23 protein-coding genes are annotated in these 25,345 nt (G+C 69.9%); 13 read left to right on the forward strand and 10 right to left on the reverse strand.

Features of this window, described 5'->3' with window-relative positions; all coding sequences use genetic code 11:
• Positions 1 to 31: 31 nt before the first annotated feature.
• Positions 32 to 310: a hypothetical protein gene (locus tag NA12_RS15800; RefSeq protein WP_067450892.1), complete on the reverse strand. Its 279-nt coding sequence runs from the start codon at positions 308 to 310 to the stop codon at positions 32 to 34.
• Between the two features lie 258 nt (positions 311 to 568).
• Between NA12_RS15800 and NA12_RS15805 the strand changes: the two genes are divergently transcribed.
• Positions 569 to 1,192, forward strand: a complete 624-nt coding sequence (locus tag NA12_RS15805) for a hypothetical protein (protein WP_132369678.1) — start codon at positions 569 to 571, stop codon at positions 1,190 to 1,192.
• Positions 1,193 to 1,243: 51 nt separating this feature from the next.
• On the opposite strand, the gene NA12_RS15810 is transcribed toward NA12_RS15805, so the two are convergent.
• Both NA12_RS15810 and NA12_RS15815 read right to left on the reverse strand, forming a co-directional pair.
• A complete protein-coding gene (locus tag NA12_RS15810; RefSeq protein ID WP_067450898.1) occupies positions 1,244 to 2,371 on the reverse strand; it encodes an acyl-CoA dehydrogenase family protein in 1,128 nt (375 codons plus the stop codon).
• 9 nt (positions 2,372 to 2,380) lie between these two features.
• Positions 2,381 to 3,553 (reverse strand): acyl-CoA dehydrogenase family protein, encoded by a 1,173-nt coding sequence (locus NA12_RS15815; RefSeq protein ID WP_067450901.1) that lies wholly within the window; start codon positions 3,551 to 3,553, stop codon positions 2,381 to 2,383.
• A 197-nt stretch (positions 3,554 to 3,750) separates the two neighbouring features.
• Here NA12_RS15815 and NA12_RS15820 point away from each other — a divergent pair, with 197 nt between their 5' ends.
• Positions 3,751 to 4,560 carry a hypothetical protein gene (locus NA12_RS15820; RefSeq protein ID WP_067450904.1) on the forward strand — a complete coding sequence of 270 codons (810 nt, stop codon included), beginning with the start codon at positions 3,751 to 3,753 and terminating at the stop codon, positions 4,558 to 4,560.
• 139 nt (positions 4,561 to 4,699) lie between these two features.
• On the opposite strand, the gene NA12_RS15825 is transcribed toward NA12_RS15820, so the two are convergent.
• Positions 4,700 to 5,563, reverse strand: a complete 864-nt coding sequence (locus NA12_RS15825; protein ID WP_132369679.1) for an SMP-30/gluconolactonase/LRE family protein — start codon at positions 5,561 to 5,563, stop codon at positions 4,700 to 4,702.
• Between the two features lie 211 nt (positions 5,564 to 5,774).
• Between NA12_RS15825 and NA12_RS15830 the strand changes: the two genes are divergently transcribed.
• The 4 genes from NA12_RS15830 to NA12_RS15845 are packed head-to-tail and all read left to right on the forward strand — an operon-like array spanning position 5,775 to position 8,807.
• Entirely contained in the window at positions 5,775 to 6,380 is a 606-nt protein-coding gene (locus tag NA12_RS15830; protein WP_067450910.1) for an alpha/beta hydrolase, read from the forward strand.
• A gap of 18 nt (positions 6,381 to 6,398) precedes the next feature.
• A complete protein-coding gene (locus NA12_RS15835) occupies positions 6,399 to 6,797 on the forward strand; it encodes a hypothetical protein (protein WP_243654714.1) in 399 nt (132 codons plus the stop codon).
• On the forward strand, positions 6,784 to 8,106 hold the full coding sequence (locus NA12_RS15840) for a WXG100 family type VII secretion target (protein WP_067450913.1): 1,323 nt from the start codon (positions 6,784 to 6,786) through the stop codon (positions 8,104 to 8,106). The genes NA12_RS15835 and NA12_RS15840 overlap by 14 nt, the downstream gene beginning before the upstream one ends.
• Positions 8,103 to 8,807 (forward strand): ESX secretion-associated protein EspG, encoded by a 705-nt coding sequence (locus NA12_RS15845; protein WP_067450916.1) that lies wholly within the window; start codon positions 8,103 to 8,105, stop codon positions 8,805 to 8,807. The genes NA12_RS15840 and NA12_RS15845 overlap by 4 nt, the downstream gene beginning before the upstream one ends.
• Positions 8,808 to 8,819: 12 nt before the next feature.
• Here the strand turns inward: NA12_RS15845 and NA12_RS34640 are convergent, their stop codons facing one another.
• Together NA12_RS34640 and NA12_RS15855 are read right to left on the reverse strand one after the other, a co-directional pair.
• The gene (locus tag NA12_RS34640; RefSeq protein WP_243654821.1) at positions 8,820 to 12,596 is read right to left on the reverse strand and encodes a bifunctional RecB family nuclease/DEAD/DEAH box helicase; all 3,777 of its coding nucleotides are present in this window, start codon (positions 12,594 to 12,596) and stop codon (positions 8,820 to 8,822) included.
• Between the two features lie 131 nt (positions 12,597 to 12,727).
• The gene (locus NA12_RS15855; protein WP_067450922.1) at positions 12,728 to 14,530 is read right to left on the reverse strand and encodes a DEAD/DEAH box helicase; all 1,803 of its coding nucleotides are present in this window, start codon (positions 14,528 to 14,530) and stop codon (positions 12,728 to 12,730) included.
• A 62-nt stretch (positions 14,531 to 14,592) separates the two neighbouring features.
• Between NA12_RS15855 and NA12_RS15860 the strand changes: the two genes are divergently transcribed.
• Together NA12_RS15860 and NA12_RS15865 are read left to right on the forward strand one after the other, a co-directional pair.
• Positions 14,593 to 15,450 (forward strand): carbon-nitrogen hydrolase family protein, encoded by an 858-nt coding sequence (locus NA12_RS15860; protein WP_067450925.1) that lies wholly within the window; start codon positions 14,593 to 14,595, stop codon positions 15,448 to 15,450.
• 11 nt (positions 15,451 to 15,461) lie between these two features.
• Entirely contained in the window at positions 15,462 to 16,082 is a 621-nt protein-coding gene (locus NA12_RS15865; protein ID WP_067450928.1) for a phosphoribosyltransferase, read from the forward strand.
• Between the two features lie 8 nt (positions 16,083 to 16,090).
• Here the strand turns inward: NA12_RS15865 and NA12_RS15870 are convergent, their stop codons facing one another.
• Both NA12_RS15870 and NA12_RS15875 read right to left on the reverse strand, forming a co-directional pair.
• Positions 16,091 to 17,269: an alanine racemase gene (locus NA12_RS15870; protein ID WP_067450931.1), complete on the reverse strand. Its 1,179-nt coding sequence runs from the start codon at positions 17,267 to 17,269 to the stop codon at positions 16,091 to 16,093.
• A gap of 47 nt (positions 17,270 to 17,316) precedes the next feature.
• Positions 17,317 to 17,853, reverse strand: coding sequence for a TetR family transcriptional regulator (locus tag NA12_RS15875; RefSeq protein ID WP_255284086.1), 537 nt, complete (start codon positions 17,851 to 17,853; stop codon positions 17,317 to 17,319).
• Between the two features lie 314 nt (positions 17,854 to 18,167).
• On the opposite strand from NA12_RS15875, the gene NA12_RS15880 reads away from it, so the two are divergent.
• Entirely contained in the window at positions 18,168 to 18,911 is a 744-nt protein-coding gene (locus NA12_RS15880) for a tyrosine-protein phosphatase (RefSeq protein ID WP_067450934.1), read from the forward strand.
• A 14-nt stretch (positions 18,912 to 18,925) separates the two neighbouring features.
• Here NA12_RS15880 and NA12_RS15885 read toward each other — a convergent pair whose 3' ends face one another.
• Positions 18,926 to 20,155, reverse strand: a complete 1,230-nt coding sequence (locus NA12_RS15885) for a class I adenylate-forming enzyme family protein (RefSeq protein WP_067450936.1) — start codon at positions 20,153 to 20,155, stop codon at positions 18,926 to 18,928.
• Between the two features lie 79 nt (positions 20,156 to 20,234).
• Complete coding sequence (locus NA12_RS15890) at positions 20,235 to 21,029, reverse strand: enoyl-CoA hydratase/isomerase family protein (RefSeq protein WP_067450939.1); 795 nt, start codon at positions 21,027 to 21,029, stop codon at positions 20,235 to 20,237.
• 174 nt (positions 21,030 to 21,203) lie between these two features.
• On the opposite strand from NA12_RS15890, the gene NA12_RS15895 reads away from it, so the two are divergent.
• From NA12_RS15895 to NA12_RS15910, 4 genes are all read left to right on the forward strand, one after another.
• The gene (locus NA12_RS15895) at positions 21,204 to 21,923 is read left to right on the forward strand and encodes a hypothetical protein (protein ID WP_067451011.1); all 720 of its coding nucleotides are present in this window, start codon (positions 21,204 to 21,206) and stop codon (positions 21,921 to 21,923) included.
• A complete protein-coding gene (locus NA12_RS15900) occupies positions 21,920 to 22,882 on the forward strand; it encodes an ATP-binding cassette domain-containing protein (protein ID WP_243654715.1) in 963 nt (320 codons plus the stop codon). Before NA12_RS15895 ends, NA12_RS15900 begins: the two co-directional genes overlap by 4 nt.
• Positions 22,879 to 23,664, forward strand: coding sequence for an ABC transporter permease subunit (locus NA12_RS15905; RefSeq protein ID WP_067450943.1), 786 nt, complete (start codon positions 22,879 to 22,881; stop codon positions 23,662 to 23,664). The genes NA12_RS15900 and NA12_RS15905 overlap by 4 nt, the downstream gene beginning before the upstream one ends.
• Positions 23,664 to 25,345, forward strand: a 1,682-nt coding sequence (locus NA12_RS15910; protein ID WP_157106394.1) for an ABC transporter ATP-binding protein, incomplete at its 3' end; no start/stop codon positions are given. The genes NA12_RS15905 and NA12_RS15910, both read left to right, overlap by 1 nt.

Genomic DNA, 25,345 nt, shown 5'->3' on the forward strand with positions numbered 1-25,345 from the left:
ACCCGCGACCGCATTCGAATTATGAGGTATCTCAGGTTGTTTCGGGCACGTCCCGATCGGTGCGCAGTTTCAATAGAATGAGTCCTGCAGTACAGGCCAGGATCAGCCCGGCGACGGTGATCTCCACGTGCAGGCCCGCGATCCCGAGGCCTGCTCCGACGAGACCGCCGACGAAGAACACCCAGCCCATGATCCGCGCGACCACCGTGAGCGTGCGGTTGCCCGGCGGTGTCGACGAAAGTTGCCCGTCGGCGGCCGAATCGGTGTTCGCCGCCGCGGTTTCCAGCCGGGGTGTCGAGAGTGCTCCCATGAGATTCTCCTCGATGACGCCGATCGGATACTTGCGCCGCGCGATATCGCGCGTCAGGGGTAAACGTTGCCGGACGTCTCATGCGTAACTTTGCTCACATACGCTACGACTCGGCGACGTCGAACGTGCGCGACACGTCCCCACGACACGCCGAATTAATCAATCCGATATCTGGACCACTAGCATTTAAAATGCGCTCTTTCGCGCTACCTGAACTACTGTGAGGCGATCTCGAAGCCGACGAGGAGTAACAGGGCGATGGATAACAGCAGGGCCAAGTTAGTAGGTCCGGCAGTCGCTGTTGGCGCGGTGTCGCTCGGACTGATCATCATCGGTGCGTGCGGTGTCGGGCAGCAGGACGTCTACGTGCCGGCACCACCGTTGAGCGCCGACCTGGCTGCGGCACCCGCACGGTCGACCGACAACTCCACCTCGACGACGGTGCACATCCCGATCCCGCCGTCGCCCAGTTGGCGGATCGCGCCGTACATGTCGCCGCGGAAACCGTTCAGCCTCAGTTCCACCGAGACCTCGCCGTCGGAGACGCCGCCGCGCGAAGGCGAACCGGCTCCCGAGCCCGGCCCCGCCGAGTTGACGACGGAATCCCGGCCCGCCGAGACAGCGCCGCGTCCGCCGACGACCACCGAAGACGAGCCGACGACCACCCGACCGCAGCTCCCCACTCGGCAGAACCCGACCCGCACCGTCACCCCGCCCCGCGTCGGCGACGACGAAGCGTCCGACGACTATCCGCCGACCCACGTCTTCGACCACGCGCCGACAACCGTCGTTCCGGCCGACACCGGCGCCACCCCGACCACTGCGACGACGACCGAGGCGACGACGACCGAAACCCCGGCCCCCGCAACCGCAGCGGGCTGACACAACGATGGTGCGCACCCGCACCCCGGGCACGCACCATCGCCGTAAAAGCTAGAGCTCGATCAGGTCGTACTCGCCGATCCGATCGGCCAGCTCGCGCCGGTGTTCCAGCGCCCCACCGAGCGTCTGCCCGATCGCTGTCAGCCGGGCCACGTAGTGGCTCACCGGGTACTCCGCGGTGACGCCGATGCCGCCGTGCATCTGGATCGCCTCCTGGCCGATGTGTTCGGCCGATCTACCCACCTGCAACCGCGCCCGTGACCCGATCACCGGATCGTTGCCGCCGTCGGCCAGCGCCGCCGTGGCATAGAGGCTCATGCTGCGGGCCAGCTCCAGCGAGACGTAGCAGTCCGCCGCCCGCTGGGTGAGCACCTGGAACTTCGACAGCGTGACCCCGAACTGCTTGCGGGTCTTGAGATATTCGGTGGTGAGCGTGAGCGCGACCTCCATCGCCCCGACCGACTCCGCGCACAGCGCCGCCTGGGCGTAGCCCTGGGTCAGGGCGATCTTCTCGGCGGCGTCGGTGGTGTCGCCGAGCAGTTCGCCCGTGGCGTTGTCGAAGTCGAACTGCGCGGCGCGACGGCCGTCGAAGGTGCGATAGGACCGTCGTCGCACGCCATCCTGTTCCGGGTCGACCAGGAACAGTCCGGTTCCGCCGTCGGGCAGTGCCGCGCTGACGATCACCTCGTCGGCCACGTCACCGCGCAGCACCGGATTCTTCACGCCGGTCAGCGCGTACTTGTCGCCTTCGGCCACGGCGGTGGTGGCGAGCTCGGTCGACGGCCACCGCAGACCGGGCTCGGTGTGCGCGAAGGCGAGCAGACGGGTGCCCTCCGACAGCGCGGGCAGCAGCCGTTGGCGCTGCTCGGCACTGCCTGCCAGGCGCAGTAGTTCAGCCGGGATCACCACCGAGTCGAGTACCGGTTCCGGCGCCAGCGCGCGACCGAGCTCCTCCTGCACCAGCATCGCCTCGACCGGGCCCGCGCCGACGCCACCGTCCTCTTCGGGAATGGTCAGCCCGAGTACCCCGAGGTCGGCGAGTTGCTTCCAGACCGTGCGATTCCAGCCGGGGTCGGTGTCACCGCTCTTGGTGAGGGCTTCGCCGTCGTAGAACCGGTGCAGCAGTTCGCGCACCGTGTCACGCAACATCGTCTGTTCTTCGGTCAGTGCGAGTTCCATGTCAGCGCCTCACAATCCGAGGATCGTGGAGGAAATGATCGAGCGCTGGACCTCGCTCGAGCCTCCGTAGATGGTCACCTTGCGGTAGTTCAGGTAGCCGGGGCCGGTGTGCTGGGCCCACGCGGGCGAGGCGATGTCGTCGGCGTCTACCGCCAGCGCGTCGGCGCCGGCGATATCGAGCAGCAGTTCGGTGGCGGCCTGCTGCAATTCCGTGCCCTTGAGCTTGAGCACCGAGGAGGCCGGATTGGGCTTGCCCTCAACGGAGTTGGAGACCACGCGCAGCTGGGTGAGTTCCAGGGCGAGCAGTTCGTTCTCCAGCTCGGCCACCCGCGCCGCGAACACCGGATCGTCGAGCAGCGTGCCGCGCCCGGTCCTGGTCGCGCGCGCGTAGTCCTTCGCGAGACCGAGCTTGACCTTGGTCTTGCCGACGCCGGTGATGGAGGTGCGTTCGTTGCCGAGCAGATACTTGGCGTAGGTCCAGCCCTGGTTCTCCTCGCCGACGAGCTGATCGGCGGGCACCCGGACATTCTCGAAGAACACCTCGTTGACCTCATAGCTGCCGTCGATCAGCTTGATCGGGCGCATGGTGACACCGGGCGATTTCACATCGAAGAGCAGGAAGGAGATGCCTGCCTGCTTCTTCGGCGCGGTCGGGTCCGTGCGCACGAGGCAGAAGATCCAGTCGGCGTACTGGCCGAGCGTGGTCCAGATCTTCTGACCGTTCACGATGTAGGAGTCGCCGTCGCGCACCGCCGTGGTGCGCAGCGACGCGAGGTCCGAACCCGCGTCGGGTTCGGAGAAGCCCTGGCACCACCAGATGTCGAGCGCGGCGGTGGGCGGCAGGAAGCGCTGTTTGAGTTCCTCGGAACCGAACTGGGCGATCACCGGACCGACCATCGAGGCGTTGAACGTGAGCGGCTCCGGCACCGAGGCCAGCTGCATCTCGTCGAGCCAGATGTGGCGCTGCATCGGGGTCCAGTCCTTGCCGCCCCAGGCAGTCGGCCAGTTCGGCACGCAGAGACCGTTGTCGTTGAGGATCTTGTTCGCGGTGACGATGTCCTCGCGGGACAGGTCCTGGCCGTGCTTGACCCGGTCGCGGATGTCGGCCGGGATCTCGGTCACGTAGAAATGCCGGAGCTCGTCGCGGAAAGCGATCTCTTCCGGGGACAGGGCTAACTTCATACGGGTCTCCCAGTCACTCGTAGCCGTTGCAGAGAAACCTACCCTTCGGTAATCCTCGGTGTCGACCATCGCGCCCGCGATAGGCGTCCCACCGGCGCTCACCCCGGCGTCGGTGACGCAGCGACCCGTGCCGCGACCTGGTACGTTGCCAGACGAGCCGGACTATCCGGCGGCGAGCATCCATCGAGGAGCCACGGGTGAACGGCAGATCCATCGCAGGTAGAGCAGCGGTCGTCACCGCGGCGAGTATCGGCGCGCTGGCCCTGTTGGCCCCGAGCGCGGTCGCGACCCCCATCGAGGACGCGATCGGCCACCTCACCCACCTCGCCGGCGACGACGCCGAGTCGAACGCGGGCGTGGCGGCGATCGCGAACTTCACCGGCCTCGTCGGCGGCGACGCGCTGCGTGCCATCTCGACGCAGTTCACGCCCTTCACCTACGCGGCCCCCACGTTCGGCTGCGGCAGCAACGGCCCGATCACCACGATCATCGCCGCGGCGTCGTTCGAAGGTCCGGGCCCGCGCACCGCGTCCAGCCTGACGCCGGGCGATGTGCGGTTCAGCGCGAGCCCACGCCACACGGGCGTTCCGTTGGCCTCGGGTCTGAGCGTCGCGTGGGTCAACGTCAACAACGGTCAGAGCGGCATCGTCGGCCTCGACGACCAGACCGAGTTCAATCTGCCGTCGCTGTCGAAGACCGTGCACAGCGGTGCGGGCACCGTCGTGGCCTCCATGTGGGGCACCATCGACTACGCGGGCGCGCGCTGCGTGATGACCCCGACCGTCGGCACGTTCGTCGTGCCCGAGCTGCCGGTGGTGCTCCCCGAAGCCCCCGCGGCCCCGCCGGCTCCCGAACCACGGGCCGTGAGCCCGGGCCAGGGGGAATCCTCCTCCAGCGCGCCGACGTCGAACGCTCCGGCGCCCGCTCCGGTCGAAACACCGCAGCCCGCCCCTGTTCCCGCACCGCCGACCCCGACCCCGCCCGCCGCGACCAACGTCGGCGGCTGAGGCCGCGCGATCGCGACGGTCGGCAGACGAATTCGCCGACCGGACAATGGATCCGCGTGTACCGGCTATTGCGCACCCGAGGCGACGCCGCGGCAGCCCTGTTTCGGTCAGCGGATGACCAGCCCACCCGACGGTTACATCAGCCGACCGGGCGGATGCGCAGGACCGTGCCCTCCTCGGAGCCCGCGAGCAGAGCCGAGGGGTCGGCCGGGTCGGCGACGACGGCGGTGAGCGGTTGGGTGGAGACGATGGTGCAGGCGGCGCCGGTGTTCGGGTCGACGCGGACGAGGTGCCCGGCCAGCGTCGTGACGTACAGGACGCCATCGCGCACGACCAGGTCGTCGACGAAATCGGGCAGCGTACCGACCGAGGTCAGATCGGCGAGGGTCGTCGCGGCGCCTGGATGGGTCCGCGAGAGTCGCAGCACCCGACCGACAGGGCCACCGGCACCGACGAAGTTCGCGGTGACATAGACCGAGTCACCCGACACCGCGACACCATTGGGCCCATCGACGCTGACGGCCGTCCACCAGTCCATGTCCTCGCTGCCGTCGCGGCGCAGGCGGTGCAGGCCGTTCGCGGTGGTCACATAGAGATAGCCGTCGGCGTCGAACGCGGCGCCGTTGGGCTGCGGGAAGCCGATGGCGAACGCGACGGGGTTCGGGTTCGCGGCCGCCGGGTCGAAGCGGACGATGCCGCCCGAACCGGCCAGCGGCGAGTTACCGGTGACCACGTAGAGCAGCCCGTCGGGACCGAGCCGCACGGCGCCGGGCGATGGCACGGCCACCGTGGCGGTCAGGCGCCCCTCGCGGTCGTAGCGCTGCACCTCCCCGCGCATCACCCGCGATACCCATAGATCACCCTGAGCGTCGATGCCGAAGTTCTCCGACCAGTCCAGCAGCGGCACACTCGAGCTGATCGCGACATCCTGGCGCGCCTGTCCGCACGAAGACAGTGGCGCGGCGCCAACGACGGCGCCGGAACCGAGCGAGGCGCTGCTCACGACAGCCGCACCGACCACAACACGGACGACGCAACGACGGAACGACAACATCTGTAACCCTCGACTCTGTTGACCCAGCTCGACGCGCGAAGTCTAACGGCTGCGGGCCCACATGTGCAGCCCACATCACCTGCGGTTCCCATCTCGGACCACCCCGTACTAGTGCTGTCTCCCATCACAATTCGACCGGTCCAACAGCGATAATCGACGGGTGCCCTATTTCGACAGCGAGCGTGGACGGTTGCACTGCCGGTGTTGGTCCGTCGACCGACCCGCGGCGAGGCTGGCGTTACTGCCGGGTACCGGTCAGCACAGCGGGCACTATCACCGCTTCGCCGCGGCGTTGCGCCCCACCGGAATCGAGCTGTGGACCCTGGACACCGCGGGGCAGGGACTGAGCGAGGGCGATCCCGACGCGCCGGGCACCATCGACGAACTCACCGCCGACGCGCGCGGTTTTCTCGAACTCGTTCGCGCCGATCACCCGGACCCGCCGGTGCTGATGGGTCACTCCCTCGGCGCCGCGACCGCCGCGCACCTCGCCCGGGAAAACTCCGTCGACCTGGCCGGACTCATCCTGTGCGGGACGCCGCGCCGCGTCGCCGACAGCGCGCCCGCGCCCGGTCTGTCGCTGCTCGCGGTGCACGGCGTCGACGACCGAAGGGCGCCCATCGATGTAATCCGGCTATGGACAGCACGGCACCGATCGGTAGATTTGCGCGAGTACGCCGACGCGGGACACGACCTGTTGCACGAACCGGTGCAGCTGCGTGTGGCGGCCGATATCGCGCAATGGGTACTCACCGCGGTGCGATGAACGACGAAGGGGGAACCGGTGCAACCGAATCGAACGGGGCTGCCGAATACGGCGGCACTCGGCCAAGCTGTCGACGAGGGCGGGCTGTGGATCGACGGGGTGCTCGTCGCCGACGGCGCGCCCGAACGCTGCGCGCTGCGCTACGAACGGCTGGCCGATGAAGTCGACGCCCAGGTGCTGGCGCTGAGCCGGACCGCTGTCATCCCCGGTTTCGGCGGCCTCGACTCGGGTGGCGCCCTGCGCACCGGTTTCGAGTCGAAGGCCACCGCGGCACTCGACGAACTGCGCGCCTACGCGAGTACCGCGCGCGACTTGGCCGCCGTGTTCCGCGCCGCCGGCGCGAGCTTCCACGAGGCCGACCAGGCGCTGGCGGGCGTGGTCGCCGCGATCGAGGTACCCGGTGATGGCGTTGCGTAGCATCTCCGGCCGCACCGACGCGGACTACGTTTCCGTCGTCGAAGTCTTCGACCACCTGTCCCATACCGAGATCCACAGCGCGGTAAGGCAACTCGACCCCGCTGCGCTGGCAGGCGCGGGCGAGACCTTCCTCACCACCGCCACCGGTCTCGGCGACGGTGTCGAGATCGCGCACGGTGAGATCCGGGCAGCCATCGCCGACGGCTGGCGCGGTGCGGCCGCTCAGCAGGCCAGCGATGCCGTACGCGACTTCGAACAGGCTGGTCGGCGCATCGCCGATGTCCTGACCGCGGTCGGCGTGCGGCTGTGCCAGGCCGGTGATGCCGCCGAGTCCCTGCGCGCCGCCATCGCGGAACCCGATGGGACGCAGCCTGATCCGACTGCCGCGCTGCTCGACTCCGAGCAGGCCGCGAACAATGCCACGATCACCCGCGAGGCCGAGAACGCCCGCCTCGACGCGGTGCGGTCGATGGAGACGATCTACGCCGGCGCCTTTCTGCCGACCGGCTCCGGTGTGCCCGCCTTCACCGGAATCGCCACCGAGACAGCGACTGCCGCCACGGTAACGCCATCGGGCACCGTGTCCTCGGTCGGCGTCGCGCAGACGCCCGCCGTCGTCGCCTCGACTGCGACAGCGGAGACCGTCACCGCCGCCACGACGGCCGCCGGATCCTCGCCGGTCGTCAGCACTGCGAGCACAACCTCGGCCGGCAACGGCGGGCTCCCGACCAGCGCGACCGCCGCGACCCCCGGTGCGGCGGCGAACGGGCCGACGCCCACGACTGTGTCGGCAGCCGCGACGACAACCCCGAACCGGCCGCCTGCCGACGCGGGCCGGGCGAGCACCCCGCCGACGTCGACCACGGCCGCTCTCGGCGCGATGCCGGTAGGCGCCCGCACTCGCCGCGCGGCCTCCGCCCGATCCGCAGCTGTCGGTGTGACACCGCCGACAGACCAGACCCACGCGGCGAACACGGCGCCCGGCGATACCGACACCGAGGCGGCGAGCGAGGTCCGCCACGAACGCGACTCCTCGGTGTCCGGTGGCGAGGCCGCGACCGGGATGGGTGCGGGCGCGATCGGCGGCATGATGGGCGGGGCGATCGCCGCCGCCGATCAGGCACGGCCATCCGGCGGTCCGCGGCCCGCCGCGCCGGTGGAGCAGGACGAGGACGAGGAGGACGATTTCCTGCGGTTCCTCGAGGACGAGCCGACCTATCTCGAACCCGCCGACGAGGTGAACGCGCTGATCGGGAAGATGGAGCCGACCAGTCCCGCCGTGCTCGGCGAGTGGACCGAACGGGAGTGAACTGGCATTTCACCCCGGACCAGTTCGCGCTGACCTGGGCGCGCACCGACGGCGACCGGATCCCCTATCCGCTCGCCGTCCGCGCGTCCGCGCGCGACACCGTCGAGCAGGCCGCCCAGCGCCCCGCGCTCGACGCCTGGTGCGCCCGCACCCTCGACGCCGACCTCGCTGCCGCCCTGCGGGTCCTGGCGAAACCGGAGATCCGGGTCGAGGTCTGCGGCCACGCGCCCGCACCGGTACGGATGCTCGGCGCGGTCACCGCCGACGTCGCCGTTCTCGCGGTGCAGGAACCAGGGACAGCCGCCGACCGCGGCGGCCCAGTACACGTCCAGGTAGGTAGCACCAAACGTCTTGCCGCCCAGATATTCTCCCGACTACCCGCCCAACGCCCCGGCCTGACCCCCCGCATCACGGCACCGGCGACCCGAGTCGAGGAAGACAGCCGCGACCTGGTGACCGCCCCCGTAGCGGGCCCGTCCGACGCCGCCCGCATCCGCAGACTCCTCCAACGCCCCCGCACCGGCATCGGCCAGATCCTCGTCGCGGCAGGCACCGACCCCACCCCCGCGGGCGTCCTGTCCTGGATAGACATTCCCGACGACGGCCGCTACCTGGTCCATGCCAGCCGCCACATAGACATCACCCCCGCCACCCCCGACTCCACCGTCGAATGGCTACGCCGCCTACTCCGCAGCGCCTGAACCCTCCCCCACCTACCCCAACTGAAGAAACCCCACCAGATCAGCCAATTCCTCCGCAGTCTCAGGAAGATACTCGGTGAGCAGCGGAGAGCGAATAACGATCGCCTTCCACATAGCCCGACACAGCGTCGCGTGAATAACAGTGCGCGACAACAACGGCCGCATTCCGAACGGCGCGTCGGCAGGGGTGGACGTGGTCATCGACAGCAGCACCACCGCGGCCTCTCGCCCCCGGAACCGATCAGGAGTGCCCACCAGCACATCCTCGATCTTGGCGCGAGCGAGCAGCGTTCGAATGCGCGCCACCTGCGCGGCATAGGGCGTGACCACGAAGATGTCGTGCGGGTGGAGTTTGCGGGTTCCCCCGTCCGAGGTCCACGTCTCGCCGAGCAGAATCCGCACCCGGCGCACCACTTCGCGCGCCTCCGCGTCGGATTCGGTAGCGCTGCCGCGATGTTCGACGAGCACCGTACTCACCCCGGGCGCGATACCCGCCAGATCCCTGGTCAGCGTGACCACCTCGTCCGCGCGTAGTCGCCCGTCGTAGCAGCAGGCGGATACGGGCTCGCAGATCGCGGGGTGCATGCGCCAGGTCCGGTCGAGGAAGTAGCCGCGTTCGACGGGCAGGGTCGCCGCGCCCTCACACAGCCATTCCAGGGCCGAGACCTGCACGGGTTCTGGGTGTTTCGCCTGCGCCCGAGCCGGCACCGGATCGCCGATCAGCAGTAGATTGCGCGCGCTCACCGCGACCGCGACGGTGTCGGCCAGCGAGCATTCGCCCGCGTCGGCGATCACCAGCAGGTCGAGGGCGCCGGGCGCGATCAGGCGTTCGTCGACGAAATCCGCTGCGGTGCCGCCGATCACGCACCCGTTGACGGCGTTGTCGAGAAAGCGCGGATACCGGGCGGCCTCGATCGCCGACCATTCCGGACCGACCGAGGCGACGTCCTTCTTCGCCACGAGTTCGGGGAGCAGACCGGCTTCCACGACCGCGTCGAAGATCCGCTCGATCACCGCGTGTGACTGCGCCACCACCCCGATCCGCCATTTGTGGCGGGTGACGAGCCGCTCGAGCGCGCGCCCGGTGATGCCGGTCTTGCCGGTGCCGGGCGGCCCGTGCACGGCCAGATACGAGGCGTCCAGCGCCCCCACCGCGTGCGCGAGGACGGCGCCGAGGTCGTCGTGGGGCTGTGGCAACGCCATCGCATCGCGCAACCGGGGCGCGCGCCGCAGCAGCACATCGTAGACCGCGTTCTCCGGCACCCACGGCAGGTTCATCAGCAGATCCTGGGCGGTGTACTCCAGCGCGGCCTCGACCTCGGCCTCCCCGTCGGGCGGGCCGGGGGCGATCGCGGCGGGCAGGTCGTCGTAGGGCGGGCAGCCCGCCGGGAGCAGCTCTTCCAGGCGGACGGTGTCGTCGAAGTTCGGGTCGACGGCGCATCCGAGCACGGTGGCGGTGGCGGTGGCACGGCGGCCGAGCGTCTGGGTCATGCCCGCCGCGGCGGCGCCGTCGTAGATGGTGACCATCTGGGTGCCCGGGGTGAGCGTGGCGCCCGTGCCCAACCTGCCGGTGAGCGTGAGGTAGCGGCGCATCATCGGAAGCTGCGGTGTGCGATGCCATTTGGTGTCGACAGTGCCCCATTCGACGACGAGCACGCCCGGCGCGTCGGCCCAATCGCCGACCGGATGGCCCAGCCGATCGATATGGGCCCACCAGCGCGGCTGCCGCTCACGCCGGTGATAGCCGAGGACCGCGGCCGTCAGGGCCGCGGCGCGAGCGGCATCGCCGTGCGCGTCCGCGGCGAACTCGCTCAGCGCCGCTTCCACCGAGCCGGGGTGCAGCGAGGGCGGCACATCGGATTCCGCCACAGCGAACCGGGTGCCCGGCACCGCGATCCCCGCGTCGGCCGCGCGGTCGAGCAGCCAGTCGCGGATACCGAGCACCGTCGCCGCCCGTCCGGGCGCGTTCGGCAGCAACGCGGCGAGTCCCGCTGCGTCGTAGGACTGTTCGCCGATCAGCAGTGCGGTGCGCACGATCGGCGCCAGGTCGACCAGCGCGCCTTCGGCCAACAGCTCATCCAGCAGCTCGGCGCCGGTCCCGAGCCGACCGGCCCCATCGAGCAGTGCCGTGCGAATATCCGAGCCGTAGTGGTACACACGCACATTCGGATCCACCGCCCGGTGATCGGTGATGATCTCCAGCAGCTCCTCCAGCACTCCCCCGTCCTGCGTCGGCGAACCCGCGCGCACGCCGCCGAGCGGGCCGCGCGGCGCCGCGTCGATACCGACGGGGTGTGGGTCGGCCTGCACCTCCGTCGCGGCATCGCCGATGGCCGGGTCGGCGCCGATGACTATGCGCCCGAACGAGATCGTGTCCGCCTCGGCCGGATCGGCGCTGGGATAGCCCGCCGCGTTCGCGGGTTCCACTCCGCCGGGCCCGAAGACCACGGCGTTGGTGTCCCTCGGACCGAACGATGCACTCGGCCGGATGCTGTTCGGCGCTGCGATATCCGCTAGGACCGGCCGGAAGACGATACCGGCGGCGTCGGCGAGTTCGAGGCCGGTGATGGCGCCGTGCCGATCCAGATCGATGATCAGGGCGAGGTCGCCGGGACGCGGGGCAGGCAGGGCGCCGAGCGCGGTGGCATCGCGCAGCGCGAAGGCCGGGCGGCCGGTGCGTTCGCGGACGAGTTGGATATCGGCCTGGCTGCGCAGGGCCGCCAGCGTGCGCGGAGCGAGGCCGGGGACAGGGGTATCGGTGGTGGCGAGACGGTCGATCGTGAGCACGCCCGACTCCCGCAGCCTGGCCCGCTGGGTGGGCCGGATCCCCGCGACCAGCAACAGGTCTCGCGCGTTCGCCGCCGCGGCACGGCAAGTCGGGCACCGCCCACAGGCCAGATATCGCGGGTCACCCCACTGGACCGGCAGCAGTTCGGCCAGCTTGTCCTCGATGATGTGCTCCACGCGAGCCCGCCGCGCCGAATACACCGGCGCCAGTTCCACGCTCGACTCGCGCCGCACACCCTCGGCTGTCCACAGATACGCCGAGGGATCGGCATCGACGCCCGCGTCGGCGAGTGCCAGCGCGCATGCCGCGAATCCCAGTCGGGCACTCAGCGATTCGCGGGCCGGATCGACCTTCACCGCCTGCACCGACGCCGCGATCCGCTCGAAAGGCGTGCGGCCCGCGGCCAATTCGCGGCGCAGCACCCGGCTGTCGGCGGGGGTCGCCGCGACGATTCCGCCGGCGAAGTCGGTGAACTCCTCGTTCGCCGCAGTATCGCCGGGCCCCTGCGGCGATCCCGCCGGACCTGTCGACATCGCGTCGTCCTCGCGATACGACCGTGACGACACGTTGCCACGATGCGGCGTACCGGGCACCCCCACCGAATTCTCACCGAGAGCGGTGTGCACGGTGTACGCGGCGCGACCGCGGACCAGAAGGTCTGCCCCGCAGGCGAATCGACCGTCGAAGAACACCGCGCCGAAGATCGCCTCGGCCCCGGAGCTCAGCGCTCGCCCGGTGTGCTCGGCGGCGCGGGTCAGCGCGGCGATCCGGGCAGCCGAATCCGTGCCGACCACCTCGGGCGACGGGACTCGGACCAGCCGGTCACCGAAATGAGCGAGCAGTTCGGCGCGGGGTTCGGCCGTGCGCACCAGCGGAGCCGTCGTGTCGGGAACCCCGGGCAGATTGCCGAGGGCGGCGTCGATGCCGCGCAGCACCGCGAACTCACAGTTCGCCGCGCGCGCGAGATCGCCGACGGCACCGACCACCCGATCACCGGACACGAACAAGCGCGGCCCTCCTGTGTTCACGCACACCCGACGCCCAACACCTTAACCAGCGTCGCGGGCGACCAGGGCACTACCCACGGCCAGCCGAACGCGCCTGACCTCGGCCCCCGGCGCACCGAGTGGGACTAGGTGCGCGGCTTACGCCGTTCGGTGCGCGGACGTGCCTCGCGGTCGCGGCGCGGGCCACGAGCGTTCAATCGCTGTGCCGGAGCGCCCTGGTCGGGCGTCAGCTGGATCAGCACGCCGCTGATCCTGGTGCGCCGCAAGGCTTCCAGCGTTTCGTTGGGCAGGTTGGCAGGCAGCTCGACGAGGCTGTAGTCGGGCCGGATACTGATGTGACCGAAGTCGCTGCGGCGCAGGCCGCCCTCGTTGGCGATGGCGCCGACGATCGCGCCGGGCACCACGCGGTGCCGCTTGCCGACGCTGATCCGGTAGGTGGCGAGTTCCTCGCCGTTCTCCCGGTTGAACGACGGCGGACGCGGGGCGCGGTCCTCGTCGTCGTAGCGGCGCGGTGCGCGCTCACGGTCGCGGTCGTAGTCACGCTCGCGACGCGGGGCGGGCTCCGGCTCGGGCGCCATGAAGAAGTTGTCGCCGTCGTAGCCGCCCACGGCCAACGCCGCGGCGATATCGGCCAGCGGGGTGTTGTGCTCGGCCTCGTAGTCCTCGATCAGCTTGCGGAACAGCGCGATGTTGTCCGAGGACAGGTTCTCGGTGATCGAGTCACCGAACTTGGCGGCGCGGGTCGCGTTGACGTCGTCGACCGAGGGCAGCTGCATCTCGGTGAGCGCGCTCTTGGTCGCCCGCTCGATCGACTTGAGCAGGTGCCGCTCGCGCGGGGCGACGAACAGCAGTGCCTGGCCCGAGCGACCGGCGCGACCGGTACGGCCGATGCGGTGCACATACGACTCGGTGTCGTGCGGGATGTCGTAGTTCACGACATGGGAGATGCGATCCACATCGAGTCCGCGCGCGGCGACGTCGGTCGCGACCAGGATGTCGATCGAGCCCGACTTGAGCTGCCCGATGGTGCGCTCACGCTGGTTCTGCGCGATGTCGCCGTTGATCGCCGCCGCGGAGAACCCGCGCGAACGCAGCTTCTCGGCCAGCTCCTCGGTGGCCTGCTTGGTGCGCACGAAGATGATCATCGCCTCGAAGGCCTCGACCTCGAGCACGCGCGTCAGGGCGTCGAGCTTGCGCTGATGCGACACCTGCACATACCGCTGGGTGATGTTGGTGTTGGTCTGCGACTTGGACTTGACCGTGATCTCGACCGGATCGTTGAGGTACTGCTTGGAGATCTTGCGGATCACGCCCGGCATGGTGGCCGAGAACAGCGCGACCTGCTTGTCCTTGGGGGTGTCGCGCAGGATCCGCTCGACGTCTTCCTGGAAGCCCATCTTGAGCATCTCGTCGGCCTCGTCGAGCACCAGGTAGCGCAGCTCGGTCAGGTCGAGCGTGCCCTTCTCCAGGTGGTCGATCACCCGGCCGGGCGTACCGACCACGACGTGCGCGCCACGACGCAGACCGGACAACTGGACGCCGTAGCTCTGTCCGCCGTAGATCGGCAGCACGTGCAGACCCGGGATGTGCGAGGAGTATTTGCCGAACGCCTCGGCGACCTGGATCGCGAGCTCACGAGTCGGCGCGAGCACCAGGGCGCTCGGCTTCTTCTGCGCGGTATCCAGGTTCATCAGGATCGGGATCGCGAATGCCGCGGTTTTGCCCGTACCGGTCTGGGCCAGGCCGACCACGTCGGCGCCGGAGAGCAGCGGGGGAATCGTCGCCGCCTGAATCGGGGACGGCGACTCGTAGCCCACATCGGCGATGGCCCGCAGCACGCGGTCATCGATCCCGAGATCGGCGAAAGTCGGGCCGTTGTCGTTCCTGTCGTCGTCGGCAGGAACGCTGTCGACCTCATTTGTACTCATTGACCACGAGTTTACTGCCTGGCGGTAGCTGTCCCAACCACCAGGTGAATACGGTGAGACCTATGCAACTGCGCGACGGGTCGACACATCAGGAACTTCAGCCGGTGACGATGGGGATCTCGGTGGTCCAATTCGCCGCGGGAACCGACCCCGAAACCAACCTGTCGACCCTGCGCGAACACGTGCGCACGGCGGCCGAGGCGGGTGCTCGCGTGGTGCTCGCGCCGGAGTACTCGATGTTCGCTGTCACTCGTCTCGACGAGCGAGTGGTGGCGATCGCGCAACCGCTCGACGGTCCGTTCACCAGTGGACTCGCGGCGCTCGCGGCCGAATTCAACGTATTCCTGGTCGCCGGTGTGGTGGAGTTGCCGTCACCGCGGGCGACCCGAATCAGCAACACTCTCGTCGCGCACGGGCCCGACGGCGCGCGGATCGCGGTGTATCGCAAGGTGCACCTGTACGACGCGTTCGGACATCTGGAATCGGATGTGGTGGAAGCCGGCCCGCTCGTCGCGCCTGCGACATTCACCGTCGACGGTGTGATATTCGGCATGCAGACCTGTTTCGATCTGCGATTTCCGGAAGGGTGTCGGCGTGTCGCGGCGGCGGGCGCGCACGTGTTACTGCTGCCTGCGCAGTGGATTCCGGGACCGGCCAAAGTCGACCAGTGGACGACGTTGTTGCGGGCGCGGGCCATCGAGAACACGGTGTACGTGGCGGCCGCCGATCAGTGCGCCCCCTACGGCGCGGGCTCGTCGATGATCGTCGACCCGGCGGGCACGGTGCTGACCCAGCTCGGCGACGAACCCGGCGTGGCCACGGCCACGGTCGACACCGCGCATCTGAGCCGGGTGCGCACCGCCAATCCCAGTCTCTCGCTGCGCCGCTTCACCATTTCCGCGGGGTCGGGAGCGGAGTAGCGTTCGAGGCGATGGTGTACCCGGATCGCACGGCGGCGGGCCGCGCCCTCGGCACGGCCCTGGAACACCTGCGGGCTACCCGCCCGCTGGTGCTCGGGTTGCCGCGCGGAGGTGTGCCGGTGGCGGCGGCGGTGAGCACGGCGATCGGTGGGGAACTCGATGTGCTGCTGGTGCGAAAGCTGGGGCTGCCGTGGCAGCCGGAGCTGGCGATGGGGGCGCTCGGGGAGAGCGGATTGCTGGTGCTCAACCGTGATGTCATCGACCACAGCGGGGTGAGCGCCGAGGCGTTCGACGAGGTGGAGCTGGCCGAGCGGGCCGAGCTCCGCCGTCGGCAGGCGATTCTGCGGGTGGGCGCACCGATTCCCCTGGCGCGGCGCGTGGTGGTGATCGTCGACGACGGGATAGCGACCGGCGCCACGGTGGTGGCCGCGTGCCGGGTGGCGCGCGCCCAGCGGCCCGATCGGTTGGTGGTGGCTGTGCCGGTGTCCTCACCCGAGGCCGCGCGCCGGGTCGAGCGCGAGTGTGACGAGTTCGTCTGCCCGTGGACGCCCGCGGACCTCGGCGGAGTCGGCATGGCGTACAGCGACTTTCATCAGCTCGACGATGACGAGGTCATCGAACTACTGCGCTGAGGCGGCCGTCAGCCGAAGCACTGGCCTTCGCCACGATAGGTGGGAACCGTCGTGCGGGTGCCCGCCTCGTCGACCAGATGGATCTCGGCGAAGCGTTCGCACAGTTCGCCGGCCTTGGCATGCCGGAACCAGACGCGATCGCCGATCTCGAGTTCCGCGCCACCGGCCAGCGGCGTCTGTACCTCGCCTGCGCCCTCGGAGCCGAGCAGCTTCAGTCCGGTGGGCCACACCGGCGCGGGGACGCGGCTGGGCCCCGCGGGGCCCGAGGCGATGTAGCCGCCCGCGAAGACGGTCGCGATGGTCGGGGCGGGTTTGCGCAGGACCGGGGTGGCGAAGAACAGCGCGGGGCGGGGGGTGAACGAGCGGTAGTGGTCGAACAGGGTCGGTACGTAGAGGCCGGAACCGGCGGTCACCTCGGTGACCTCCGGATCGGTGATCGAGACTTCGATCGAACCGGTGCCGCCGCTGTTGACGATCTCGAGCGGGCCGGTCACCGCGCGGACCGCGGCGAGCACCCTGGAGCGTCGACGCCCGATCTCGAGCGCGGACAGGCGCTTGACCACGCGAACCGCGGGGTTGCTGTCGGGCAGGCCGGCGATCTGCGACTCGTAGGTCATCACGCCGACCACATCGAACCCGCGCCGCAGCGCTTCGGCGGCCAGATCGGCGGCCTCCTCGGGGCTGCGCACCGGCGAGCGGCGCGCGCCCAGATGCAGCGGGCCGATGCGCAGGGCGGCGTCCACGTCGAGGCAGATACGGGGGTGGGCCAGGTCGGTGCCCAGCGCCGCGCGGGTGAGTTCGAGCTGGGCGACATCGTCGATCATCAGCGTGATCGCCGCGCGCAGGGCGGGGGCGGCGGCCAGTTCGGCCAGCGCGGCGCGGTCGAGGGTCGGGTACCCGAGCAGCACGTCACGGGCGCCGAGGCGGGCCAGCCAGATGGCCTCGCGCAACGAGTACGCCATGATTCCGGCGAAGCCGTCGCGGGCGGTCAGCCCGTCGCCGAGCACGCGCTCGAGCACGGCCCGGCAGCGCACGGACTTGCTGGCGACCCGGACCGCGATGCCGTTCGCGCGCCGGACCAGGTCGGCGGCGTTGCGGTCGAGCGCGGTCAGGTCGACGGCGGCCAGCGGCGGGTCGAGCTCCGCGGTCGCCGCGTGCAGTACGGGCAACGATTTCGTCGAGGTCACACGACTACTGAACCACCTATTTGGTCAGTCGTCCAGTACCGTGGGGGTCAGCTTTCGACGGCCTTGAGAGTCAGGCAGCCGACCAGGTCGTCGATCACCACGAGGATCGTCTCGTCGTTGCCGTCGGCGAGCCAGCGCAACACCGCGCCGTGGAACACCGAGACGAGATAGCCCGCCACCGAGTCGACCGGCTCCAGCCACTGCGTGCCCGACAGCCGCGCGCACAACCCGAGGAAGTCGGCGGCCTCGTCGTCCATCTCGCGGAACATCGCGACGGCGGTCGGGTCGCCGATGGTGTCACCACTGGGCGCCCATCGCAGCCGCAGGGTCTGCAACGCGGCCTCGTAGGCGGCTATGCGCTTGGTCGGGGCGGCCTTGATCAACGGCCAGTAGGTGCTGAGCCCGGCATGCAGGAACACCCGCAGCGCGCGCACGCCACCGGCGTCACAACTGGCGGCGGCTTGTTCGACGGCATCACATACGGCGGGCCGTAGCGAAATTTCAGTTAGTTCACGGCTGGCGCTCAACGACGACTCCTCGGCAACAAATATCGCTGCCCGCGGCGATGCGAGCTTGGTGGTCACCGAGCTCGATCTTAGAAGGTTTTCAGGATTCACGAACTGGTTCAGCCATCCTTTTCAGACTGAAAGATTGTTTTGTTATCCGAATGCGACCTTTTGTAAAACCGACCATACGGCCTCAATTTGTCGCATTCGTCGATATCCAGCACCCCCGTGCCATAATCCGCGCACCTGGTCAAGCGTACAAGTCTGCGCTGGTCAGCCCCGTCGGGTGTGGGCGACAACACAGTGCCACCTGCCGAAACGGGCGCGACACATCCGGTGACCGATCGGCGAACTCAGCGCGGCGACGGCGGAGTCGCCGATAACCTGGTCAGGTGACTCTCTCTCCTCCTGCCGACCAGTTCGCGCTCAGCGGCACCTTCAATTTCCGCGATGTGGGCGGCCTTCGCACCGCCGACGGCACCACAGTTCGCCCCGGCGTCCTGCTGCGATCCGCTCAACTGAGCGGACTGGACGACAAGGGGCACGACACCCTGCGTGAATTGCGGGTCACCGATGTGCACGACCTGCGCGGCATCGTCGAGATCGACCACATCGGCCACGACACCCTGCCCAGCGACGTGCGCCTGCACGTGACGCCGTTCGATTCGCGGATGGAGGAGGCGCCGCCGCACGAGGCCACGACCGTCTCGGCGTTCGCCCACATGATCGAGGTCTACCGCGCCTTCCCGACGCTGCCCGAAGCCCACACCGCGATCGCCGAGCTGGCCGGTTCGATCGTGCGCGGCGACGGCGCCGTCCTGGTGCACTGCGCCGCGGGCAAGGACCGCACCGGCTGGGCCGTCGCCACCGTGCTGCGCGCGGTCGGCGTCACCGAGGAGGACGTCTACGCCGACTTCCTCGCCAGCAACGCCGCGGTCGAACCGCTGCGCAGGCTGCTGGAGCCGAAGATCGGCAACGGCGACGCGCTCTCCGACGACCTACTCGGCGTCCGCGAGGAATACCTGCGCACCGCCGACGCAGGCATGCGCGAGACCCACGGCGGCATCGAGAACTACCTCGCCACGGTCGGCCTCACCGGCGATCTGCGCGCGGCGCTGCGGGCCCGCCTGATCTGATCGCAACCCCGGGATCAGCCGCCCTGGTCCACCCGCACCAGACCGTCGGCATCGATGCTCACGAAATCGCCGGTGTGGAACCAGCTTCCGCTGAAGCGCGCCGCCGATGCATCGGGGTTGTTCCAGTATCGGCGGCTGACATTCGGCCCGCGGCACAGCAATTCGCCGTGCCCGGCGCGTGCTCGCGGGCCCGCCAACGCCAATTCGGTTCCGCCGAAGGCGAATCCGAGGGTGGATCCGGCGTCGGCGAGCTCGGTGTCGTCGACCATCAGGCCGATTCCGCTGGTTTCGGTCGCTCCCCAGACCGACCACTGGTTGGCCGCGGGGAACAGCCCCCGCAGCGCGGTGGTGAGCGCGACGGGGGCCGCCGCGGCGGCGCGTTCGGAGCGGTGACAGGCCTTGCTGATCCGGCGCACACCCGCCCCGGCGCGCCGGGCGCCGAGTTCGGGGACCAGCGCGGCGAAGATCCGCGGCGTGCCGGACACGGTGTCGATCCGCTCGCGTACCAGCACGTCGGCCAGACATCGGGCACCGGGCGCGAGCACAACGGTGCCGCCCACCGCGAAGGTGGGCAGCAACTGGTCGACGCATCCGCTGGCATGGGCCAGCGGCAGCAACACCAGGTTGCGCAACCCGTCGGCGGGCAGGCCGAGCGCGCCGACCACCGACGACACCGCCGACAGCAGGTTCTCGTTGGACAGCTCCACGCCCGTCGGCATGGACCGGCGGACGCCGGTGTAGCAGAGCAGCGCCGGATCATCCAGTGCCGCGCCGTCGTCGATGAAGGCGGTGCTGTCGGGCAGCGGCCCGTCGGGGCCGAGCACGAAATCGGCTCTGCTGTCGGCGATCACGCGTTCGGCGATCGCGGCGGGCAGGGCTTCGGGTACCAGCACCGGCACCGCGCCCGAGAGCAACGCGCCGAGAAACGCCCGCACCCACCGTGCGCTGGTCGGCATGTGCACGGCGACCCGATCGCCGTAACCGATGCCGTGGCCCTGCAGACCACCCGCGATCCGCGAGGCGCTGTGCCAGAGTTCGCGGTAGGTCAGCGTAGGCCCGCCGACCTCGACGACCGCCTCCCGGTTCGCGAACGAGTGCACCCGCAGGTCCAGCAGCTCGGTGAGGGCCGGACTGAGGTCGCCGTAGCGCAGCACGCCGTCGGCGCCCCGCCGCAGCTGCGTCGCCGCGCCGACAGCGGGGAACTCGAAGACGTCCGCGCCCGGTTCGTGCTCGCCATGACCCATCCGGACCTCCGTACGTCGATACTCACCGCACCCGTGACTATATGACGTGGATCACACCGCTGTCAGGCACTCGGCGGGCTCATTCGCCGCGATAGGTCGCCTTACCCGGTCCGATATCGAGGAAACTGCGGACCGCGCCGCGCAGATCCGCGGTGTCGAACAACTCGCCCGAGACCTCCGGCGTCACCGAATCCGCGTGTGCCACACCGCCGGAACGCCATGCCTCGATGATCCGCTTGGTCGCGGCGTGCGCGCGGGTCGGGCCGTCTGCCAGCCGGGTGACCAGCGCGCGGGCCTCGGTCTCCAGGTCCTCGTGGATCGCGTTGACCACTCCCCACTCGGCCATCGTCGCGGCGGGGTACAGGTCGCCGGTCATCACGAACTCGCGGGCGCGACCCGACCCGGCCCGCTCGGCGAGTCGCTGCGGCCCGCCCATCGACGGCGTGAGGCCAACCACCGTCTCCACCAGCCCGAACTTCGCCTTCGGCGCGGCCAGGATGATGTCGCAGGCCAGCGAGATCTCGAAGGCGGCGGTCAGGGTGAGCCCGTGCGCGGCGAACACCACCGGGCACGGCAGCGCTTCCAGCGGGTGGATGATCTGCTCGAACAGCTCGCGCCACAGCTGCGCGCCCTCCTCGACGGTGCGGCCGTCGAAGATGTTCACGTCGACTCCACCCGAGACGACCTTGCCTTCGGCCCTGATCAGCAGCGCGCGCGGCGCCACATCGCGCACCGCGGCGATATCGGCGATCAGCGACGCGATGAGTGCGCGGTCGAACAGGTTCAGCGGCGGGTGGTCGAGGGTGATCGTCGCGAACTCGGCACCGGCTTCGGTGAACTCGCGGATGAGTCGGGTTGGCTGGGTTTCGCTCATCGGGTCAGCGTAGAACCCCGGCCTCCGGCCGACGGAGTTAGTCGGACCGACCGGTTGGAAACGGTCACCCACGTCACGGAACCGTGGGCTGTCGGTACTCGTTGGCATGATGAGCTCTGAGGTACGGAAGTGCCCTACAGTTCGACTCGTTGGGGCGAAGAGGAGGACGACGCCGTGTTCAAGAACGCGATCGAAAAAGCCGTGGTCGATGTGCTCGACACCGGTTCGAAGCTACAGGCGCCGGCCGTACGCCGCTATGTCGAGTTCCTGCGTGAACGTCATCCCGGGGAGAGCCCGGCCCAGATCGTGACACGGCTCGAGAAGCAGTATCTGCTCGCCGTCACCGGTAGCGGCGCCGCGGTCGGCGCCACCGCGGCGGTGCCGGGCATCGGCACGCTCACCGCGCTCGGGGCCGTGAGCGCCGAGACCGTGTTCTTCATGGAGGCGTCGGCCCTGTTCACCCTCGCGCAGGCCGCGGTGCACGGCATCGAGCCCGCGGACAAGGAAGCCCGGCGCGCGCTGGTGCTCGCGGTCGTACTCGGTGACGCCGGGATGGCGATCGTGCAGAAGGGGCTGAGCACCCAGTCGAAGAATTGGGCCGGCGCGCTGGCGGGCAAGGTTCCCGGCCTCGGCGGGATCAACAGCAAACTGCTGCAACAGTTCATGAAGCGCTTCATCACCAAGCGCGCCGCGCTGATGATGGGCAAGGTGCTGCCCGCCGGCATCGGCGCCGCCATCGGTGGCGCGGGTAACCGGGCACTGGGCAAGGTCACCATCGAGAACGCGCACAAGGCCTTCGGGCCCGCGCCCGCGCGGTGGCTCACCCCGCTGCACAACGTGATCGACGCCGATCCGCTGCCCGCGATCGGCACCCGCAAGGTGAACAAGAAGTGAGCGACGGCCGCGGCGGTGACGCCGTGCTGATGCGTGGCGTCGGCAAACAATTCGGCGCGGTGAGCGCGGTCCACGAGATCGACTTCGCGGTGCCGACCGGGTCGGTCACCGCGCTCGTCGGTCCCGCCGGGGCGGGCAAGTCGACGGTGCTGCGGATGGTGCTCGGGCTCGGTCAGCCGAGCACCGGCACCATCGACGGCGTGCACCATGGACCCGCCGCGGTCGGGGCGGTCCTGAATCCGCGGGGACTACATCCGGCCAGGACCGTGCGTGATCAGCTGCGGTGTTACGCGCCGGTCGCGGGCGCGTCCAGGCGCCGGGTGGCGGCGGTGCTGGACGAGACCGGACTCGCCGCTGTCGCGGAAACCGTAGTGGCCCAGCTACATCCGGGCCAGCAGACCCGGCTGGCCTTGGCGATGGCGCTGCTGGCCGATCCCCCGCTGCTGGTGCTCGACGATCTGTTCGCGGGTGCCAACGGCATCGAACGCGGCTGGCTGCACGAGCTGCTGCGCCGCCACGTGAACCGGGGCGGCACCGCGCTGGTGAGTTCGGCCGCGCTGGCCGATGTGGTGGCGAGCGCCGATCAACTGGTGGTGCTCAGCGAAGGCACGGTCGTCTGGCAGGGCACCCCGGCCAAGCTGCGCCGCGGCCATCCCGACCGGCTCGTCGTCGCCGCGTCGCCGTCCATCGCGCTGGCGACCGCGCTGGCGGGGCGGGGATTCACCGATGCCGTCATGCGCCCCGACGGCCGCCTGGCCGTCGCCGAGGCCGACGAGGCGACCATTCGTTCCATCGCCGAGCTCGCGCAGGTCCGGCTCGGCAGCATCGTGGCCGATCCCATCCATCCCGATCGGGTGCTCGCCTCGCTCACCAAACCCCGCCGTCACCGGCACACCGTGCCCACGCCGAATCCCGCCGCGTACGCCCCGGCGCCGACCTCGTATGGGATGCCCCGATGACCACCTCCGTGCTGCCCGCCGATCTCGTTCCCGGTATCGACACCGAGGCGCGCAAGATCGTCGCGCTGCGCCAGACCCGGTTGCTGCTGGCCGCGCCCATCGCGCTGGCGCTGGTCGGAACGCTGATCACCGCGATCATGTCCGGGCCGGCCGATCCGAAGGGTCAGCCCGCCACCGGCGCCGCCACGGTGGGGCTCTACCTCGCGATGATCGCGGTCTTCGTGGTCGCCGCGCTGGTCGGCATCGCCGCCACCGGCGGTGAGTACCGGCACCGGACCATGGCGCTGAGCGTGCTGTTCGCACCCGATCGCGACCGGTTGGTCATCGCGAAATACCTCGCCACCGCCGCTGTCGCCTTCGTTGTCGCGCTGGCCGCCGAGCTGGTGAGCTTGCTGGTGCTGCTCGTCGCGGCGCGCGGGAAATTCGAATTCGGCTGGCGCTTGATCGAGGTGCTCGCCGCCGGTCTGCTGGTTGCCATGTGCTGGGCAGTGCTCGGCGCGGGCATCGGGCTGCTGCTGCGCACCTTCAGCGGCGCGGTGTGGTTGGTGCTGGGGTGGGCGTTCGCGCTCGAGCCACTGATCTGGGTGGTGGCCAAGGGTTTCGGAGCGGGTGGAATCGCGGCGCTACTGCCCGTCTCGGCGACGGTGGCCGGGGTGAGCGCCGGCTCGTTCGACGAGGCCGAGGTCTTCGCGCCGACCCCGGCGGCACTGGTGGTACTGCTGCTGTGGACCGCAGCGGTCGGCGCCGCGGGGTGGTGGGACCTGCGCAACCGAGACCTGTAGTGCCCGCGAGCGCGGGTTCGTCGGGCTGGATTCGCAGGCTCTGGCGCCTGTGTCTGGAACATCCCCGGCTGCTGGCGGGCATCGCGGTCTCTGTGCTGGCGGGTGCGGCCGTCGCGATCGCCGCACCGCTGGCCACCAAACGCGCGGTCGACGCCGCGCAGGTGGGCGACACCGCGGTGATCGGCAGCGCCGCCGTCACGCTCGCCGCGCTGGCCGTGACCCGGTTCTTCGTCACGTTCGCGCGCAGGCTCTGGGCGGGCAAGCTGTCGCTGGAGGCGCAACACAGTCTGCGGATCTCACTGCTCGCCGCCCTCCAGCGACTCGACGGCGCGGGTCAGGACACGATCCGCACCGGACAGGTGGTGTCGCGGTCCATCACCGATCTACAGCTGGTGCAGGGCCTGCTGGCGATGGTGCCGTGGTCGGGCCTGGCGGTGCTGCAGTTCGTGCTGTCGGCGGTGGTGATGGTGTGGTTGAGCCCGCCGCTGGCGCTGGCCGCGCTGTTGGTCGCGCCCGCGATGGCGGTGATCGTGTTGCGGATGCGGCCCCGGCTCTACGCGGCGACCTGGTCGGCCCAGCAGCGCGCGGCCGACCTGGCCGAACATGTCGAGCAGACGGTGACCGGGGTCCGGGTGGTGAAGGGGTTCGGGCAGGAATCCCGGATGGTCGACGTCCTCGAGGACCACGGCAGGCTGTTGTTCGCCGAGCGGATGCGCGCCGCGCGAATCAACGCCAGGTTCGCGCCGGTCGTGTCGGCGCTGCCACAAGCCGGGCTGGTCGCGGTGATCATCGTGGGCGGGGTGCTCGCCTCGCACGGCGCGATCGGCATCGGCACCTTCCTCGCGTTCACCGCCTACCTCGCCACCATGACGTCCTCGGCCCGCACGATCACCTCGGTGGTGATCATGGGTCAGCTCACCAAGGCCGCCGTCGATCGAGTCTTCGGGGTGATCGACGCGGCCCCGGTACTGGTCGATCCGGACGACCCCACCGAGCTGCCACCGGGCCCGCTCGGCATCGAATTCGATGCTGTCAGTTTCGGTTTCGAGCCCGATCGACCGGTTTTGCGGGAGCTCGATCTCACCGTGCGACCCGGCGAGACGGTCGCGGTGATCGGCCCGGCGGGCTCGGGCAAGTCCACGCTCTCGCTGCTACTCCCCCGTTTCTACGCCCCCGAGACGGGCCGCATCAACCTCGTCGGCGCCGATGGCACCCGCGTCGACCTGGCCGAACTGCGCGCCGAGGAGCTGCGCGGGGCGGTGGGCGTCGTCTTCGACGATCCGTTCCTGTTCTCCGACACCATCGCCGCCAATATCGCGCTCGGCAGACCCGACGCCACCGACGCCGAGATCGCCGCCGCCGCGACGGCCGCCGCCGCGGACGACTTCATCGCCGCCTTGCCGCAGGGCTACGACACCGTCATCGGCGAACGCGGGCTGACACTGTCCGGTGGCCAACGCCAGCGCATCGCCCTGGCTCGGGTGCTGCTCACCCGACCCCGCGTGCTGGTGCTCGACGACGCCACCTCCGCCGTGGACGCCGTCACCGAAGCCGAGATCTTCCGGCGGCTGCCCGATCCGGGCGGGCGGACCACGCTGATCCTGGCGCACCGCGAATCGACGCTGGCCCAGGCCGACCGCGTCATCCGGCTGCCCGCGCCCACCGGCGCGGTGGCGCCGAC

Origin of the sequence: Nocardia alba NBRC 108234 (assembly GCF_001612665.1) — a bacterium.
Lineage (GTDB): Bacteria > Actinomycetota > Actinomycetes > Mycobacteriales > Mycobacteriaceae > Nocardia > Nocardia alba.

Bases quoted from the DNA above. Each gene is read 5' to 3' on its own strand.
- NA12_RS15800 (WP_067450892.1), bottom strand. From the start codon at position 310: ATGGGAGCACTCTCGACACCCCGGCTGGAAACCGCGGCGGCGAACACC.
- NA12_RS15805 (WP_132369678.1), top strand. From the start codon at position 569: ATGGATAACAGCAGGGCCAAGTTAGTAGGTCCGGCAGTCGCTGTTGGC.
- NA12_RS15810 (WP_067450898.1), bottom strand. From the start codon at position 2,371: ATGGAACTCGCACTGACCGAAGAACAGACGATGTTGCGTGACACGGTG.
- NA12_RS15815 (WP_067450901.1), bottom strand. From the start codon at position 3,553: ATGAAGTTAGCCCTGTCCCCGGAAGAGATCGCTTTCCGCGACGAGCTC.
- NA12_RS15840 (WP_067450913.1), top strand. From the start codon at position 6,784: ATGGCGTTGCGTAGCATCTCCGGCCGCACCGACGCGGACTACGTTTCC.
- NA12_RS15855 (WP_067450922.1), bottom strand. From the start codon at position 14,530: ATGAGTACAAATGAGGTCGACAGCGTTCCTGCCGACGACGACAGGAAC.
- NA12_RS15860 (WP_067450925.1), top strand. From the start codon at position 14,593: ATGCAACTGCGCGACGGGTCGACACATCAGGAACTTCAGCCGGTGACG.
- NA12_RS15865 (WP_067450928.1), top strand. From the start codon at position 15,462: ATGGTGTACCCGGATCGCACGGCGGCGGGCCGCGCCCTCGGCACGGCC.
- NA12_RS15885 (WP_067450936.1), bottom strand. From the start codon at position 20,155: ATGGGTCATGGCGAGCACGAACCGGGCGCGGACGTCTTCGAGTTCCCC.
- NA12_RS15890 (WP_067450939.1), bottom strand. From the start codon at position 21,029: ATGAGCGAAACCCAGCCAACCCGACTCATCCGCGAGTTCACCGAAGCC.
- NA12_RS15905 (WP_067450943.1), top strand. From the start codon at position 22,879: ATGACCACCTCCGTGCTGCCCGCCGATCTCGTTCCCGGTATCGACACC.